Raw genomic sequence first — 13,253 nt, 5'->3', positions numbered from 1 at the left:
GTAGGGGCCCATAAATGCCTACCGTTAACCAATTAGTCCGTGTTGGTCGAAAAAGCGCTCAAGTCAAGAGTAAAAGTCCTGCCTTAAATCGTTGTCCCCAAAGACGCGGTGTGTGTCTGAGGGTGTATACGACAACGCCTAAAAAGCCAAACTCTGCCTTGCGTAAGGTCGCAAGGGTGCGACTGACTACCGGTGTAGAGGTGACGACCTACATTCCAGGTATGGGGCACAATCTCCAGGAGCACTCGATCGTGTTGATCCGTGGTGGACGTGTCAAGGACTTGCCTGGCGTACGTTATCATATGGTTCGCGGAGCCTTAGATGCCGTAGGGGTTGCCAACCGAAGGCAGGGGCGTTCCAAGTACGGGGCTAAGAAGCCAAAGTAGGGCTGATGTAGTCCTGTTCTCATTTACTTTTTCTTCTTTCAACCTGAAAGTGTTGTAGTTATGCCAAGACGGCCGATTGTTCTTCGTAAAAAAGTTTCATATGACCCTCGGTTTAACGACCCGGTGGTGGGAAAGTTTTTAAGCATTTTAATGAAGGATGGGAAGCGGAGCACCGTAGAGCGGGTGTGTTATGGCGCCTTTGATTTGGTTCAAGAGAAGACGGGAAATGATCCGCTGAAAGTATTTCATGCGGCACTTGGTAATGTGAAGCCCGTTGTGGAGGTTAAGTCTCGCAGGGTTGGTGGGGCTTCCTATCAGGTTCCGGTTGAGATTCGCTCGGTTCGACAAATTGCTTTGGCGTTGCGTTGGATTTCTCAAAGTGCGAAGGCGCGCGCTGGTCGGAGTATGCAGGAGAAATTGGCGGGTGAATTGTTGGATGCTGCGAATAATGCTGGGGCTTCTGTGAAGAAGCGCGACGAAGTTCACCGTATGGCTGAGGCGAATCGAGCCTTTGCTCACTATCGTTGGTGAGTGTTGATGTGCTGCAGGTGTGCCTGTCCTGAGTGGGCGGGTCCTTGGTGTTTGGCTGCTTAGGTTGGTAGGCGTTTATAGTCCTGCGGCTTTGTATTGTTGTGAGGGATATGTGAGTGCTGATCTCCCATTAAGTCGGACGAGAAATATTGGCATCATGGCTCATATTGATGCTGGAAAAACGACGACGACTGAGCGAGTGCTGTTCTATACCGGCGTGTCTCATCGAATTGGTGAGGTTCATGAGGGTGCTGCTCAGATGGATTGGATGGAGCAGGAGCGTGAGCGGGGTATTACGATTACATCGGCGGCGACGACCTGTTTTTGGGGAGATTATCGGATTAATATCATTGATACTCCGGGTCATGTTGATTTTACGATTGAGGTGGAGCGCTCTCTTCGGGTGTTGGATGGCGCGGTGGCGGTGTTTGATTCGGTTCAGGGTGTTGAGCCTCAGTCGGAGACTGTTTGGCGTCAAGCTGATAAGTATCGAGTTCCAAGAATTGCGTTTATGAATAAGATGGATCGTGTGGGGGCTGACTACTTTGCGGGCATTCGTTCCATGGTGGACCGTCTTGGCGCGAATCCTATTCCGATTCAGCTTCCGTATGGCAAGGAAGAGGCCTTGCGAGGGGTCTTCGACTTAATAGAAATGAAGGCGTACGTCTATGATGACGAGAGTCTTGGGGCTGCTTATACGGTAGAGGATATTCCATCTGATTCATTGGGTATAGCCCAAGAGTATCGTGAGAAAATGATTGATGCTGTTGCGGAGTATGACGACTCTGTTATGGAGCGGTATTTGAACGGAGAGGAGTTGACGAGTGAAGAGATAAAGCGTGCGATAAGGGCCGGCACGCTAAGCCTAAAACTGACTCCGGTATTCTGTGGTTCTGCGTTCAAAAATAAGGGGGTTCAGCCTCTTCTTGATGCAGTCGTGGATTTTCTTCCTTCTCCGGTGGATTTGCCCCCCGTGGTTGGGGTGGATCCTGGTGATGGTCATGAAATCACAAGGCGTGCTGATATTGCTGAGCCATTCTCGGCTCTAGCTTTCAAAATTATGAGTGATCCGTTCGCTGGGCAGCTGACCTATTTCCGGGTGTACTCGGGGAAGTTGTCGACTGGTTCGTATATTTATAACGTGACTCAGGGCAAGAAGGAGCGGGTTGGTCGGCTTTTGAAAATGCATGCCAATAAACGCGAGGATATTGACGATGTGTATGCCGGTGATATCGCTGCGGCAGTGGGGCTAAAGGAGTCACGGACTGGTGATACCTTATGTGATGAAAAACATCAGATATTGTTGGAGGTGATCAAATTCCCTGAGCCTGTTATCTCTTTGGCTGTGGAGCCAAAGACAAAGCAGGACTTGGAAAGGCTTGGGTTTTCCCTTGGGAAGCTCGCTCAGGAAGATCCTTCGTTCCATGTGAAGACAGATGAAGAGACGGGGCAAACGCTCATCTCTGGTATGGGAGAGCTTCATTTGGAGATTATCGTGGATCGTCTTCTCAGGGAATTCAAGGTTCAGGCAAATGTTGGAAAGCCGGAGGTTGCCTACCGTGAGACGATCAGGGGAATTGCTGAAGCTGAAGGGAAATATGTCAAGCAGACTGGCGGGCGAGGGCAGTATGGACATGTTTTTTTGAGAGTTGAGCCTGGTGAGGCGGGTGTTGGGCTTGAGTTTGTCAATAAGATAGTGGGTGGGGTTATACCCAGGGAGTATATTCCGGCGGTTGAAAAGGGTGTGAAGGAGCGTTTGGAGACTGGGGTTTTGGCGGGATATCCGATGAGGGATTTAAGGGTCACGCTTTTTGATGGATCTTATCATGATGTAGATTCTAACGAAATGGCATTTAAGATCGCGGCTTCTATGGCATTTGAAAGTGCTTGTCAGAAGGCAGATCCGACTCTTTTGGAGCCGATCATGAAGGTTGAGGTTTTGGTTCCTCAGGACTTTATGGGGGATGTGATCGGAGATTTGAATAGTCGTCGAGGGAAGGTTCATGGTATAAAGGCGCGCGCTTCGTCGCAAGCCGTTGACGCGGCGGTTCCTCTTAGTGAGATGTTTGGGTATGCGACGGACTTGAGGTCAAAAACTCAAGGGCGTGCAACGTACAGTATGGAATTTGAAGAGTATGAAGCTGTGCCAAAGCAGTTGGCGCAACAGATCATAAAGAAGCAGCGAGGCGAATAAGGTTCTATCCGATTTTTGGCGTCTGGCATGATGGCCTATTTGATTTGTGAATAATGGCTTGATGTCTAAGAACTGATGAAGGAGGCGGGGCATGGGGAAGGCGAAATTTGAGCGGAAGAAGCCGCATTTGAATGTGGGAACCGTGGGGCACGTGGACCATGGGAAGACGACGCTGACCTCGGCGTTGACGAAGGTGATGGGGGATCAGGGGATGGCGCAGTATGTCGCCTATGACGATGTGGCGAAGGCGAGTGAGTCGCAGGGGCGGCGCGATCCGACGAAGATTTTGACGATTGCCATTTCGCATGTGGAGTATGAGTCGCCGAACCGTCATTATGCGCACGTGGACTGTCCGGGGCATGCGGACTATGTCAAGAACATGATCACGGGGGCGGCGCAGATGGATGGAGCCATCTTGGTCGTATCGGCGGCGGATGGGCCGATGCCGCAAACGCGGGAGCATATTCTACTGGCGCGGCAGGTAGGGGTTCCGTATATTGTGGTGTTTTTGAATAAAGCGGATAAGGTTGAGGATAAAGAGTTGTTGGAGTTGGTGGAGCTGGAAGTGCGGGAGTTGTTGAGTAAGTATGGATTTCCCGGGGATGACGTGCCGATTGTGACGGGCTCGGCGATTAAGGCAATCGAGGGGGATCAAAGTGAGATTGGGGTGCCGTCGATCATGAAGTTGCTGGAGGCGATCGATAGTTATGTGCCGACGCCGGAGCGGGCGATTGATAAGCCGTTTTTGATGCCGATAGAAGATGTGTTTACGATCAGTGGGCGCGGGACGGTGGTGACGGGGCGCGTGGAGCGTGGGCAAGTGAAGGTGGGCGATGAGATTGAGATTGTGGGGTTAAAGCCGACGCAGACGACGGTGGTGACGGGTGTGGAGATGTTCCGGAAGGTGTTGGACGAAGGGCAGGCGGGGGATAACATCGGGGCCTTGCTGCGGGGGACGAAGAAGGAAGAGGTGGAGCGGGGGATGGTGTTGGCGAAGCCCAAGAGTATCACACCGCATACGAAGTTCAAGGCCGAAGTGTATGTGTTGACGAAGGAAGAAGGGGGGCGGCATACGCCGTTTTTCAAGGGGTATCGGCCGCAGTTTTATTTCCGGACGACGGATGTGACGGGGATTGTGGAGTTGGAGCCCGGGGTGGAGATGGTGATGCCGGGGGATAATGTCTCGTTTACGGGGGAATTGATCGCGCCGATCGCGATGGAGCAGGGCTTACGGTTTGCGGTGCGAGAAGGGGGCCGTACGGTGGGGGCTGGCGTAGTCACGGAAATTTTGGCGTAAAGTTAGGAAGAAATAGGAGAGTGTATACGGTGAATGGGGATCGAAGGATACGGATACGGTTAAAGGGTTTTGATTACCGCATTTTGGATCAATCTGTTCGTGAAATTGTGGACACGGTCATGCGAAGTGGTGCTAGAATAGCCGGTCCTGTCCCTTTGCCGACACGCATTGAAAAATTCACCATTCAGCGCTCTACTCATTGTGATAAAAAATCTCGTGAGCAATTTGAGGTAAGAACGCACAAGCGTCTCTTGGATATTATGGAGCCAACGCCTGAGACGATGGATGCGTTGATGAAGCTGAATCTAGCTGCTGGGGTGGATGTCGAGATAAAGTTGTGATTGTGGCTGTTCGTTTTTTCTTGTGTGATCGGGTTAATCATCTGTAGAAGAGATTTGGACATTCTATGAGTTCGGGAATGCTGGGCAAAAAATTAGGAATGATTCAAGTGTATGATTCGCATCGCCGTTTAATTCCGGTCACGGTCATTGAGGCTGGTCCGTGTGGTGTGGCTCAGGTTAAAACGCGTGATCGAGACGGGTATGATGCTGTTCAAGTTGGTTTTGAGGAAATTGCCGAAAAGAAAATTTCCAAGCCTCTTGCGGGTCATTTTCGTTCGAAGGGTTCACGTTTTTGGCGATATTTACGTGAATTTTCGTCTGAGGGATCATGTAAAGTTGGTGACATGTTGACTGTTGAGATGTTTTCTTTGGGAGATGGAGTCGTGGTTCGAGGTGTGTCCAAGGGAAAGGGTTTTCAGGGAGTCATCAAGCGCCACAATTATGCGGGTGGTCCCGCATCGCATGGTTCAATGTTTCATCGAGCTCCTGGGTCTATTGGTAATAGTTCATTTCCCTCGCGAGTGTGGAAAAATAAGGCTTTGCCAGGTCAAATGGGTAACAAGAACATAACGATTCAGGGGTTGAAGGTTATTGAAGTGAGGCCTGAGGAAAACTTGCTGTTTGTTTCAGGTTCAGTTCCGGGCAGTATAGGATCGTTGCTAGAGATCACCAAGTCGAAAAAGGACGCATAGTAGGATCATGCCAACAGCGCAAATTAGAGATATTTCAGGAAATCCGAGGGGAAATGTCGATTTGAGCGAGAAGGTCTTTGGAGTTGAAGTCGATCGTTCTCTTCTTCATAGCGCGGTGGTGATGCAGCGAGCTTCTCGACGACAGGGGACATCTTCTACTCTTGGTCGTGGTGAGGTGAAGGGCTCTGGGAGAAAGCCTTGGAAGCAAAAGCATACCGGGCGAGCACGAGCGGGATCCGTTCGCTCACCTATCTGGCGTCATGGTGGTATTGTGTTTGGTCCAAAGCCAAGAAGTTATGAGTTTCGCTTACCGAAAAAAATGTATCGTTCGGCTCTCAGGTCGGCATTAAGTGCAAAGGCGCATTCGGGTGATGTGGTCCTTATTGAGGATCTCTCGATGCCTGAGCAAAAGACGCGTCATTTCGCGAAGCTTTTATCAGATTTTGGTTTTTCAGGTAACTTGCTAGTCGTGGCAGGTGATGGATTTGACGGTCTCGAGCGAGTTGCTCGAAATATTCCCAATGTTAAATTGGCGAGAGTCGAGCATTTGAATGTCTACGATATTCTTCGTTGTCAGACGTTGGTCATTCTCCAGGCTGAGCTTGAAAATATTCAGGAGTATTGGTCGTGAAATTGAATCATCATGATATTTTAATCCGCCCTCTTCTGACAGAGAAGATCACCAATATTCGGGATCAGAAAAATTGTGTTTCATTTATTGTTGATCGTCGGGCTTCCAGGATTGATATAGGAAATGCCGTTCAGTCTGTCTTAAAAGTCAAAGTTGAGTCTGTTAATGTCATGAATGTGAAGGGTAAACCGAAACGGCAAGGACGATTTGTAGGGAAACGACCTGATTGGAAAAAGGCTATCGTTACGTTAAAAGATGGTGAAAAAGTCGAATTGTACGAGAGTGCTTAGCGCTAAGGTTAATATTACGGTTCCTGGATTAGTCTTGAGTCATTATCATGTCAATAAAAGAATATAAGCCAACATCACCTGGCCGCCGTGGTATGTCGTCCCTGACGAGTGAGGGGCTAAGCGCGAAGCGGCCTGACAAAAAGCTCACTGAAAAGCTGTCGAAGTCCGGTGGTCGGAATAATCGCGGACGAGTGACTTCTCGATTCCGAGGCGGTGGACATAAACGTTTGTACCGAAAGGTAGATTTTAAGAGGGATAAGGTCGGGATTGAGGCGACGGTTGCCGCTATAGAGTATGATCCAAATCGATCAGCAAGGATAGCACTGTTGCATTATCAGGATGGTGAAAAGCGGTACATTTTGGCCCCTGATGGACTTGTCGTTGGTGCTCGTGTTAGAGCTGGAGTCGATTCTGATGTGAGAGTTGGAAACGCCCTGCCTTTGAGGTCCATGCCGCTAGGCTCCATCGTTCACAACATAGAAATGCGTCCGGGCAAGGGTGCTCAATTGGTCAGAAGTGCTGGGACCTTCGCTCAGGTTATGGGTCGTGATGGTGCCTATGTTCAGGTCCGATTAGTATCAGGGGAAATGCGTAGGATATTAGGGGCGTGCATGGCGACAGTTGGTCAAGTTGGGAATAGTGATCATGGAAATATTACGATAGGAAAAGCTGGGCGTTCTCGGTGGAAGGGGAAGCGTCCACATGTTCGAGGTGTGGTGATGAATCCGGTTGACCATCCTCATGGTGGTGGGGAAGGGAAGGCGGGTCAGGGTAATCCTCATCCAGTCTCCCCTTGGGGTACCCCAACGAAGGGCTATAAAACTCGAAAACGAAAGAACCCATCATCTAAGTTTATCATCTCTCGCAGAAAGTCTAAAAAAGGTTCGTGAGGAATTAAATGCCAAGATCTGTCCGGAAAGGTCCATTTGTGGACGCGCATCTCATGGAGAAGGTTGAGAGAATGAATGATTCAAGAGAGACCAAACTTATTAAGACGTGGTCTCGTCGCTCGACCATCGTGCCGGAAATGATCGGACATACCTTTGGTGTCCACAATGGTAAAAAGTTTATTCCGGTGTACGTTACTGAGAATATGGTTGGGCATAAATTGGGTGAATTTTCCCCTACGAGATTTTTTAAAGGACATGGTGCAGCAAAGACGGAAAAGGGCATGGCCTTAAAATAGTCAAGGTATTGGTGTTCCCTGTTTAATATTTATTGAATTGATCATTTGGGGTTGGAGTTATGGCTGAAGCTCGTGCGTTATTGCGTCATGTGAGAATTACTCCAAGGAAGGCAAGGGAAGTTGTCGACATGGTGCGTGGTCGTCAAGCTCAAGAAGCTCTGACGTTATTGAGGTATACACCCAGGTCAGCGGCGCGGGTCGTTGAGCAGGTGTTGCAGTCGGCGGTTGCGAATGCCGGTCAAAAAGAATTAGGTGATCCAGATACTTTGAAGATCATTCGGGCCTATGTTGATGGTGGTCCCGTGTTCAAGCGGTTTCGGGCTCGTTCCATGGGGAGGGCCAACCCTATCGTGAAACGAACCAGCCATATCACAGTGGTTGTAGGTCCCGTATCATAATATCTGGATTTATATTCATGTTCATGTTGGAAATAGAGGTTGAGAGGTAAAGATGGGTCAAAAAACCCACCCATTTGGATTTCGACTCGGGTATACGCGGACGTGGAATTCTCGTTGGTATGCGAAGAAGGATTTCACAAAGCTTTTGCATCAGGATTTAGCGATTCGTAGTCTTGTGAAAAAGCGTTTGTATCATGCCGGGATATCACGTGTAGAAATTGAACGATCTGGCAATCAAGTTAAAGTGATTATTCATACGGCTCGGCCTGGCATTATTATCGGTCGAAAAGGTGCGGAGGTTGACAAGCTCAAAGCTTCTCTCGAACAACAGTATGGAAACGAAGTCTACGTCACTGTTAAAGAGATTAAGAAGCCAGAGCTAGATGCTCAGCTGGTTGCCGAGAATATCGCCACGCAACTTGAAAAGAGAGTTTCGTTCCGTCGCGCATTGAAACGTAGCGTGGCTTCGGCATTGCGGCTTGGAGCATTAGGGGTGCGTGTGTATTGCGCTGGACGATTAGGTGGGAACGAAATTGCGAGAACGGAATGGTATCGAGAGGGGCGTGTTCCACTTCATACACTCAGAGCCGATGTGGAATATGGTTTTGCAGAAGCTAAGACGGCTATGGGGCAAATAGGGGTGAAGGCTTGGATATTCAAAGGAGACGCCTCTATCCCATCAGTTGAAAAATCTGATGCCACTCTTGGCTTTCTTTAAGCCGTGTGAGCAATATGTCGAACACTGGATGCGGGTATAAGGAACTAGGGAATGTTAGCACCGAAACGAATTAAGTTTCGCAAGGTTCAAAAGGGTCGAATGCGTGGCAAGGCCTATAAGGGAGGCAATATCACCCTGGGGCAATTTGGCTTAAAGGCGTTGGAGCCTGGTCGTATCACAGCCAGGCAACTCGAAGCTGCTCGAATCGCCATGACGCGTCATGTAAAGAGGGGTGGTCGTATTTGGACACGAGTCTTTCCTGACAAGCCAATTACAAAAAAACCTGCCGAAGTCAGGATGGGAAAAGGTAAGGGCAACCCGGAGTTCTGGGTGGCCGTAGTGAAGCCTGGACGTATCCTCTATGAGATGGATGATGTGGATAGGCCTGTCGCGGAGGAAGCGCTGCGGTTGGCCGGGCATAAGCTTCCAATTGCAACCAAATTTGTTGTGCGTGGGGAAATCAATTTATAAATGGGAGTGCCCTCTCGTGAATATGACGGAATTAAAGGATTTAGAAGAATCGGAATTGCTCGAACATGTCAAGCGTTTGAAGGAAGAGCTGTTCCACTTTCGTTGCCAGTTGGCGATGGGAAGAATTGAAAATCCTATGCGTATCAGGCAGACCAGGCATGATGTAGCTCGAGTTAAGACAGTCTTGCGTCAGCGTGCTCTGGATGGGCAACGCCCGAATGAATCTTAAGGGTATGTCTAAGGTAGGCTAAAATTATTATGACAACTGCGATAAGAAAGAAGCCCAGATATTTTTACGGAAAAGTAGTCAGTAACAAGATGGCCAAGACCGTCGTCGTCGCTGTTACGAGGCAGGTGGCTCACCCTCTTTACGGCAAGATTGTTAGGCGAGTGACCAAGCTCATGGCACATGATGAGCAGAACCGCTGTCAAGTCGGAGATCGCGTTCGATTAACTCCCTCTAGGCCGTTAAGTAAGGATAAGCATTGGAGAGTGGAGGAGATTCTTCAAAAGGCTGGAGAAGCTTAAGCAATACTGTAGTTTGCCTATTGGGATTTACTTATGATTCAAAACTATACGTATCTAGATGTTGCCGATAATTCTGGGGCTAAAAGCGTCAGGTGTTTTCATGTGCTTGGTGGTACAAAGCGTCGGTACGGGTCATTGGGAGATTTAATCGTTGTGTCTGTGAGAGAGGCTATCCCTAAGGCCTCGGTAAAAAAGGGTGATGTCGTTAAGGCCGTGATCGTGAGAACAAAAAAGGGCCGTCGTAGGGTAGACGGTTCTCATATCAAGTTTGATCGTAATGCATGTGTATTAGTCAATGCCCAAGGTGATCCTATTGGAACGCGTATCTTTGGTCCAGTTGCACGGGAGCTTAGGACCAAAAAATATATGAAAATTATTTCTTTAGCTCCGGAAGTGATCTAGGGTTATTGGAGGATATGTTGTGAGAAGTGCGGTTCAAGGAAAGTGTCGACTAAAAAAAGGCGATATGGTCATGGTTGTTGCCGGTAAGGACAGAGGAAAGACGGGAAAAATTCTGTCAGTTCATTCTCGTACTGGTCGAGTCCGGGTTGAAAAGGTCAATATCGTTAAACGGCATACGAAGCCGACGCAAAAAAATAAGCAGGGCGGTATCCTTGAAAAAGAATCTCCGTTGGCCATCTCTAACGTCATGCCGTATTGCGAGGCAATTCAAAAGCCATCTCGGATGAAAATAAAGTTATTCGAAGATGGTCGAAAGGTTCGGGTTTATCAGAAAGCTCCTGATGAGCCTTTGGATAAATGATGATGAAAAGTCAATCTAATCAGGCGAGAGAGGTGAGTTCTGGTGCTTCGGGGAAGGGTTACATTCCTCGACTGAAAACCGTTTATCATGAGCGCGTCGTTCCAGCGATGCTGAAAGATTACTCCTATAAGAACACCATGCAGGTTCCCCGTTTGGATCGCGTGGTCTTAAATGTTGGAATGGGAGCGGCAGTTCAGAATGTCAAGCTTCTTGAGGCGGCTATGGTGGAACTCAAGCAGATCACCGGTCAGCAGCCAGTTATGACCAGAGCGAAAAAAGCTATCGCGGGTTTTAAGCTTCGAGAGGGGATGCCTATTGGGGCGAAGGTCACTCTGCGTGGGGCTCGCATGCATGAGTTTTTGGATCGATTAATGAATATCGCTCTGCCAAGAATTCGAGACTTTAAAGGTGTATCGTCCAAGGCATTCGATGGGAATGGGAACTATACGTTAGGATTGAAAGAGCAGCTCACATTCCCAGAAATTAAATACGATGATGTTGCATCAATACATGGAATGGATATTACGATCGTGACCACGGCCACACGTAATGACGAAGCCAAGTCATTGTTAGCGCATCTGGGGATGCCATTTCGGACTACTTGATTGCTGAAATAAGGATTACTGTTCATGTCGCGACTTGCACTTAAAAATAAGGCAGTAAAAACACCGAAATTTCCCGTTAGATGTTATAATCGTTGCCCCTTGTGTGGACGCGTTCGTGGATTTCTTCGTCGGTTTCGAATGTGTCGCATATGTTTCCGTCTTTTAAGTCTGCGAGGAGACATTCCAGGGGTCACCAAGTCGAGTTGGTAATGGGAGCGTTTCTGATAGTGTTTTGATTAATACGTTTAGAATAATCGTCACTAACGGTTTTTGGAGTTTCTCATGTCGATGACTGATCCAATTTCAGATCTTTTTGTCCGTCTTTTGAATGCCGGGGCTCGCGGGCATGAGAGAGTTCGTCTGCCCGCATCGAGGCTCAAAGCTGAAATCCTTAAAATTTTTCAAGCTGAGGGGTTCATTAAGCAATTTCAGTCAACTGAAGAGAATGGACATCCTGCATTAGAGGTTGAACTCAGGTATTTCCCCACTCGGCAAAAGAAATCTTTTATTACAGGCATTAAACGAATCAGTAAGCCAGGTCGACGAATCTACGTCGGAAAGCATGAAATTCCTCGAGTCATGAATGGGCTGGGAGTTGCTATTCTTACTACGCCTAAAGGCGTGCTCAGCGACGAAGAGTCACGACGTCAAGGTGTGGGTGGTGAGGTTCTTTGTCATGTTTGGTGAAATATTCCTTGATGGCGTTGTTTATTAAAGAAAACGTATACTGACGTATCTGAAAAGGTGTGAAATCATGTCTAGGGTAGGTCGAAAGCCCATTCCGATACCTTCACAAGTCGAAGTACAGGTTTCTCAAAAAGAAGTCGCGGTCAAAGGGCCGTTGGGCCGATTGATCTGGGGGTTGCCCCATGGGGTGCAGGCAAAGGTTGAAGATGGTCATGTGCATGTTTCCCGTGTCGGGGGAGGGGCGCAACTTCGCGCACTGCATGGATTGACTCGAGCTGAAATTTCCAATCAAATTGAAGGTGTCGTGAATGGGTATGAGCGGACGCTCGAGCTTACAGGTGTCGGATATCGTGCGCAAATCCAAGGGCAGGCGCTAACGTTTAACGTGGGATATTCGCACCCTGTTCTCTTAAACTTGCCGGAGGGAATAAGGGCTACGGTCGACAAGCAGACGGTTGTTTCACTGAAGGGTATCGATAAGCGCTTGGTGACACAGGTGGCGGCAGAAATTCGTCGAGTGAAATCGCCTGATGTCTATAAACAAAAAGGTATCAAGTATGCCGGGGAAGTATTGAGAAAGAAAGCCGGAAAGGCTGGGAAAAAGTAGGGGAAATGATGAATCCATTGGTTAAACAACGAGGACTAGCCAGGCGAAAGGCTAGAGTCCGTCAACGAGTTACAGGTTCGCCATCCCGGCCACGTTTGAGCGTTTATCGGAGCAATAATCACATTTACGCTCAGATTATTGATGATGAATCTGGAAAAACCTTAGTGTCGGCTTCAAGTTGCGATCCCAAATTACGTAAAGATCTTCAGTCGGGCGGTAATGTTCAAGCAGCCCAAATGGTAGGGAATTTATTGGTCGATCGAGCAAAAGCCATTCCGATACAGAAAGTCGTCTTCGACCGTGCTGGAAGGTTGTACCACGGACGAGTGAAAGCTTTAGCAGATGCCGTCCGCTCGGGTGGTCTAGAATTTTAATCGCTTTTTGGTGAGAGGAGTTCAACGAGTGCGTGTCAATGTCGAAGAATTAAACCTTCGTGATAAGCCGGTGGTGATCAATCGAGTAGCCAAGGTTGTAAAGGGTGGAAAAAGGTTTTCCTTTTCCGCCTTGGTCGTAGTTGGTGACGGAGAAGGTTGGGTTGGGGTTGGTAAGGGAAAAGCAACCGAGGTGCCTTCTGCGATCGCTAAAGCTGTTGAACATGCCAAAAAGCATTTAATTCGCATTCCCCTAAAAAATGAGACGATCACTCATGAAGTGCATGGACGTTTTGGTGCTGAACATGTCTTGCTCAAGCCGGCCAAGAAGGGGACTGGAATCATTGCCGGTGGAGCCGTCCGTGCGTTACTTGAAGTAGCTGGAACTCACAATATCGTCGCAAAAACGTTGGGGAGAGGTAATCCGTTCAACGCAGTTCGCGCGGCGCTGGAGGGTCTTATGCAATTACGTGACCCACAGCAGGTCAGGCAAATACGCCAACAATCACATGAACAAGAAGAAGCACTTATAAAGGCTGGTTGAGAGAAATGAGTAG

At 48.5% G+C, this 13,253-nt stretch carries 23 protein-coding genes; all 23 read left to right on the top strand.

The annotated features are described in order from the left end of the window. Window positions 1-14: 14 nt before the first annotated feature. The 23 genes from rpsL to rpsE all read left to right on the top strand — a co-directional run bounded on the left by rpsL (window position 15) and on the right by rpsE (window position 13,240). Window positions 15-386, top strand: coding sequence for a 30S ribosomal protein S12 (gene rpsL, locus MRJ96_02920; GenBank protein MDR4500395.1), 372 nt, complete (start codon window positions 15-17; stop codon window positions 384-386). Between the two features lie 60 nt (window positions 387-446). Then, window positions 447-917 carry a 30S ribosomal protein S7 gene (gene rpsG / locus MRJ96_02915; GenBank protein ID MDR4500394.1) on the top strand — a complete coding sequence of 157 codons (471 nt, stop codon included), beginning with the start codon at window positions 447-449 and terminating at the stop codon, window positions 915-917. A gap of 112 nt (window positions 918-1,029) precedes the next feature. Further along, window positions 1,030-3,111, top strand: coding sequence for an elongation factor G (gene fusA, locus MRJ96_02910; protein ID MDR4500393.1), 2,082 nt, complete (start codon window positions 1,030-1,032; stop codon window positions 3,109-3,111). A gap of 91 nt (window positions 3,112-3,202) precedes the next feature. Beyond that, window positions 3,203-4,408 carry an elongation factor Tu gene (tuf, locus tag MRJ96_02905; protein MDR4500392.1) on the top strand — a complete coding sequence of 402 codons (1,206 nt, stop codon included), beginning with the start codon at window positions 3,203-3,205 and terminating at the stop codon, window positions 4,406-4,408. A 29-nt stretch (window positions 4,409-4,437) separates the two neighbouring features. After that, window positions 4,438-4,749 carry a 30S ribosomal protein S10 gene (gene rpsJ / locus MRJ96_02900; protein ID MDR4500391.1) on the top strand — a complete coding sequence of 104 codons (312 nt, stop codon included), beginning with the start codon at window positions 4,438-4,440 and terminating at the stop codon, window positions 4,747-4,749. A gap of 77 nt (window positions 4,750-4,826) precedes the next feature. Continuing rightward, window positions 4,827-5,441 (top strand): 50S ribosomal protein L3, encoded by a 615-nt coding sequence (rplC, locus tag MRJ96_02895; GenBank protein ID MDR4500390.1) that lies wholly within the window; start codon window positions 4,827-4,829, stop codon window positions 5,439-5,441. Window positions 5,442-5,448: 7 nt separating this feature from the next. After that, window positions 5,449-6,072 (top strand): 50S ribosomal protein L4, encoded by a 624-nt coding sequence (rplD, locus tag MRJ96_02890; protein ID MDR4500389.1) that lies wholly within the window; start codon window positions 5,449-5,451, stop codon window positions 6,070-6,072. Next, entirely contained in the window at window positions 6,069-6,362 is a 294-nt protein-coding gene (locus MRJ96_02885; protein MDR4500388.1) for a 50S ribosomal protein L23, read from the top strand. Before rplD ends, MRJ96_02885 begins: the two co-directional genes overlap by 4 nt. Before the next feature lie 47 nt (window positions 6,363-6,409). Further along, a complete protein-coding gene (gene rplB, locus MRJ96_02880; GenBank protein MDR4500387.1) occupies window positions 6,410-7,252 on the top strand; it encodes a 50S ribosomal protein L2 in 843 nt (280 codons plus the stop codon). A gap of 8 nt (window positions 7,253-7,260) precedes the next feature. Then, window positions 7,261-7,548: a 30S ribosomal protein S19 gene (gene rpsS, locus MRJ96_02875; protein MDR4500386.1), complete on the top strand. Its 288-nt coding sequence runs from the start codon at window positions 7,261-7,263 to the stop codon at window positions 7,546-7,548. Window positions 7,549-7,607: 59 nt separating this feature from the next. After that, on the top strand, window positions 7,608-7,946 hold the full coding sequence (gene rplV / locus MRJ96_02870; GenBank protein MDR4500385.1) for a 50S ribosomal protein L22: 339 nt from the start codon (window positions 7,608-7,610) through the stop codon (window positions 7,944-7,946). Between the two features lie 52 nt (window positions 7,947-7,998). After that, window positions 7,999-8,664 (top strand): 30S ribosomal protein S3, encoded by a 666-nt coding sequence (gene rpsC / locus MRJ96_02865; protein ID MDR4500384.1) that lies wholly within the window; start codon window positions 7,999-8,001, stop codon window positions 8,662-8,664. Window positions 8,665-8,715: 51 nt separating this feature from the next. Continuing rightward, window positions 8,716-9,135, top strand: coding sequence for a 50S ribosomal protein L16 (gene rplP / locus MRJ96_02860; protein ID MDR4500383.1), 420 nt, complete (start codon window positions 8,716-8,718; stop codon window positions 9,133-9,135). A 22-nt stretch (window positions 9,136-9,157) separates the two neighbouring features. Further along, window positions 9,158-9,364 carry a 50S ribosomal protein L29 gene (rpmC, locus tag MRJ96_02855; protein MDR4500382.1) on the top strand — a complete coding sequence of 69 codons (207 nt, stop codon included), beginning with the start codon at window positions 9,158-9,160 and terminating at the stop codon, window positions 9,362-9,364. A 29-nt stretch (window positions 9,365-9,393) separates the two neighbouring features. Next, window positions 9,394-9,663 (top strand): 30S ribosomal protein S17, encoded by a 270-nt coding sequence (gene rpsQ / locus MRJ96_02850; GenBank protein MDR4500381.1) that lies wholly within the window; start codon window positions 9,394-9,396, stop codon window positions 9,661-9,663. Between the two features lie 33 nt (window positions 9,664-9,696). Continuing rightward, entirely contained in the window at window positions 9,697-10,065 is a 369-nt protein-coding gene (rplN, locus tag MRJ96_02845) for a 50S ribosomal protein L14 (protein MDR4500380.1), read from the top strand. Between the two features lie 19 nt (window positions 10,066-10,084). Next, on the top strand, window positions 10,085-10,426 hold the full coding sequence (gene rplX / locus MRJ96_02840; protein MDR4500379.1) for a 50S ribosomal protein L24: 342 nt from the start codon (window positions 10,085-10,087) through the stop codon (window positions 10,424-10,426). A gap of 107 nt (window positions 10,427-10,533) precedes the next feature. Beyond that, window positions 10,534-11,031: a 50S ribosomal protein L5 gene (rplE, locus tag MRJ96_02835; protein ID MDR4500378.1), complete on the top strand. Its 498-nt coding sequence runs from the start codon at window positions 10,534-10,536 to the stop codon at window positions 11,029-11,031. A gap of 24 nt (window positions 11,032-11,055) precedes the next feature. Further along, window positions 11,056-11,241 carry a type Z 30S ribosomal protein S14 gene (locus MRJ96_02830; GenBank protein MDR4500377.1) on the top strand — a complete coding sequence of 62 codons (186 nt, stop codon included), beginning with the start codon at window positions 11,056-11,058 and terminating at the stop codon, window positions 11,239-11,241. Window positions 11,242-11,313: 72 nt separating this feature from the next. Next, on the top strand, window positions 11,314-11,718 hold the full coding sequence (rpsH, locus tag MRJ96_02825; GenBank protein MDR4500376.1) for a 30S ribosomal protein S8: 405 nt from the start codon (window positions 11,314-11,316) through the stop codon (window positions 11,716-11,718). Window positions 11,719-11,785: 67 nt separating this feature from the next. Continuing rightward, entirely contained in the window at window positions 11,786-12,325 is a 540-nt protein-coding gene (rplF, locus tag MRJ96_02820; protein MDR4500375.1) for a 50S ribosomal protein L6, read from the top strand. A 5-nt stretch (window positions 12,326-12,330) separates the two neighbouring features. Further along, window positions 12,331-12,699, top strand: coding sequence for a 50S ribosomal protein L18 (rplR, locus tag MRJ96_02815; GenBank protein ID MDR4500374.1), 369 nt, complete (start codon window positions 12,331-12,333; stop codon window positions 12,697-12,699). Window positions 12,700-12,727: 28 nt separating this feature from the next. Continuing rightward, window positions 12,728-13,240 (top strand): 30S ribosomal protein S5, encoded by a 513-nt coding sequence (gene rpsE, locus MRJ96_02810; GenBank protein MDR4500373.1) that lies wholly within the window; start codon window positions 12,728-12,730, stop codon window positions 13,238-13,240. Window positions 13,241-13,253: the final 13 nt, after the last annotated feature.

The sequence above is a fragment of the Nitrospirales bacterium genome (assembly GCA_031315865.1).
Classification (GTDB): Bacteria; Nitrospirota; Nitrospiria; order Nitrospirales; family UBA8639; genus JAGQKC01.
This window is presented reverse-complemented; position numbering and strand designations above follow the sequence as displayed.

Coding starts and splice junctions, on each gene's coding strand:
- rpsL (MDR4500395.1), top strand. CDS start 15: ATGCCTACCGTTAACCAATTAGTCCGTGTTGGTCGAAAAAGCGCTCAA.
- rpsG (MDR4500394.1), top strand. CDS start 447: ATGCCAAGACGGCCGATTGTTCTTCGTAAAAAAGTTTCATATGACCCT.
- tuf (MDR4500392.1), top strand. CDS start 3,203: ATGGGGAAGGCGAAATTTGAGCGGAAGAAGCCGCATTTGAATGTGGGA.
- rplC (MDR4500390.1), top strand. CDS start 4,827: ATGCTGGGCAAAAAATTAGGAATGATTCAAGTGTATGATTCGCATCGC.
- rplD (MDR4500389.1), top strand. CDS start 5,449: ATGCCAACAGCGCAAATTAGAGATATTTCAGGAAATCCGAGGGGAAAT.
- rplB (MDR4500387.1), top strand. CDS start 6,410: ATGTCAATAAAAGAATATAAGCCAACATCACCTGGCCGCCGTGGTATG.
- rpsS (MDR4500386.1), top strand. CDS start 7,261: ATGCCAAGATCTGTCCGGAAAGGTCCATTTGTGGACGCGCATCTCATG.
- rplV (MDR4500385.1), top strand. CDS start 7,608: ATGGCTGAAGCTCGTGCGTTATTGCGTCATGTGAGAATTACTCCAAGG.
- rpsC (MDR4500384.1), top strand. CDS start 7,999: ATGGGTCAAAAAACCCACCCATTTGGATTTCGACTCGGGTATACGCGG.
- rplP (MDR4500383.1), top strand. CDS start 8,716: ATGTTAGCACCGAAACGAATTAAGTTTCGCAAGGTTCAAAAGGGTCGA.
- rpmC (MDR4500382.1), top strand. CDS start 9,158: ATGACGGAATTAAAGGATTTAGAAGAATCGGAATTGCTCGAACATGTC.
- rpsQ (MDR4500381.1), top strand. CDS start 9,394: ATGACAACTGCGATAAGAAAGAAGCCCAGATATTTTTACGGAAAAGTA.
- rplN (MDR4500380.1), top strand. CDS start 9,697: ATGATTCAAAACTATACGTATCTAGATGTTGCCGATAATTCTGGGGCT.
- rplE (MDR4500378.1), top strand. CDS start 10,534: ATGCTGAAAGATTACTCCTATAAGAACACCATGCAGGTTCCCCGTTTG.
- MRJ96_02830 (MDR4500377.1), top strand. CDS start 11,056: ATGTCGCGACTTGCACTTAAAAATAAGGCAGTAAAAACACCGAAATTT.
- rpsH (MDR4500376.1), top strand. CDS start 11,314: ATGTCGATGACTGATCCAATTTCAGATCTTTTTGTCCGTCTTTTGAAT.
- rplF (MDR4500375.1), top strand. CDS start 11,786: ATGTCTAGGGTAGGTCGAAAGCCCATTCCGATACCTTCACAAGTCGAA.
- rplR (MDR4500374.1), top strand. CDS start 12,331: ATGATGAATCCATTGGTTAAACAACGAGGACTAGCCAGGCGAAAGGCT.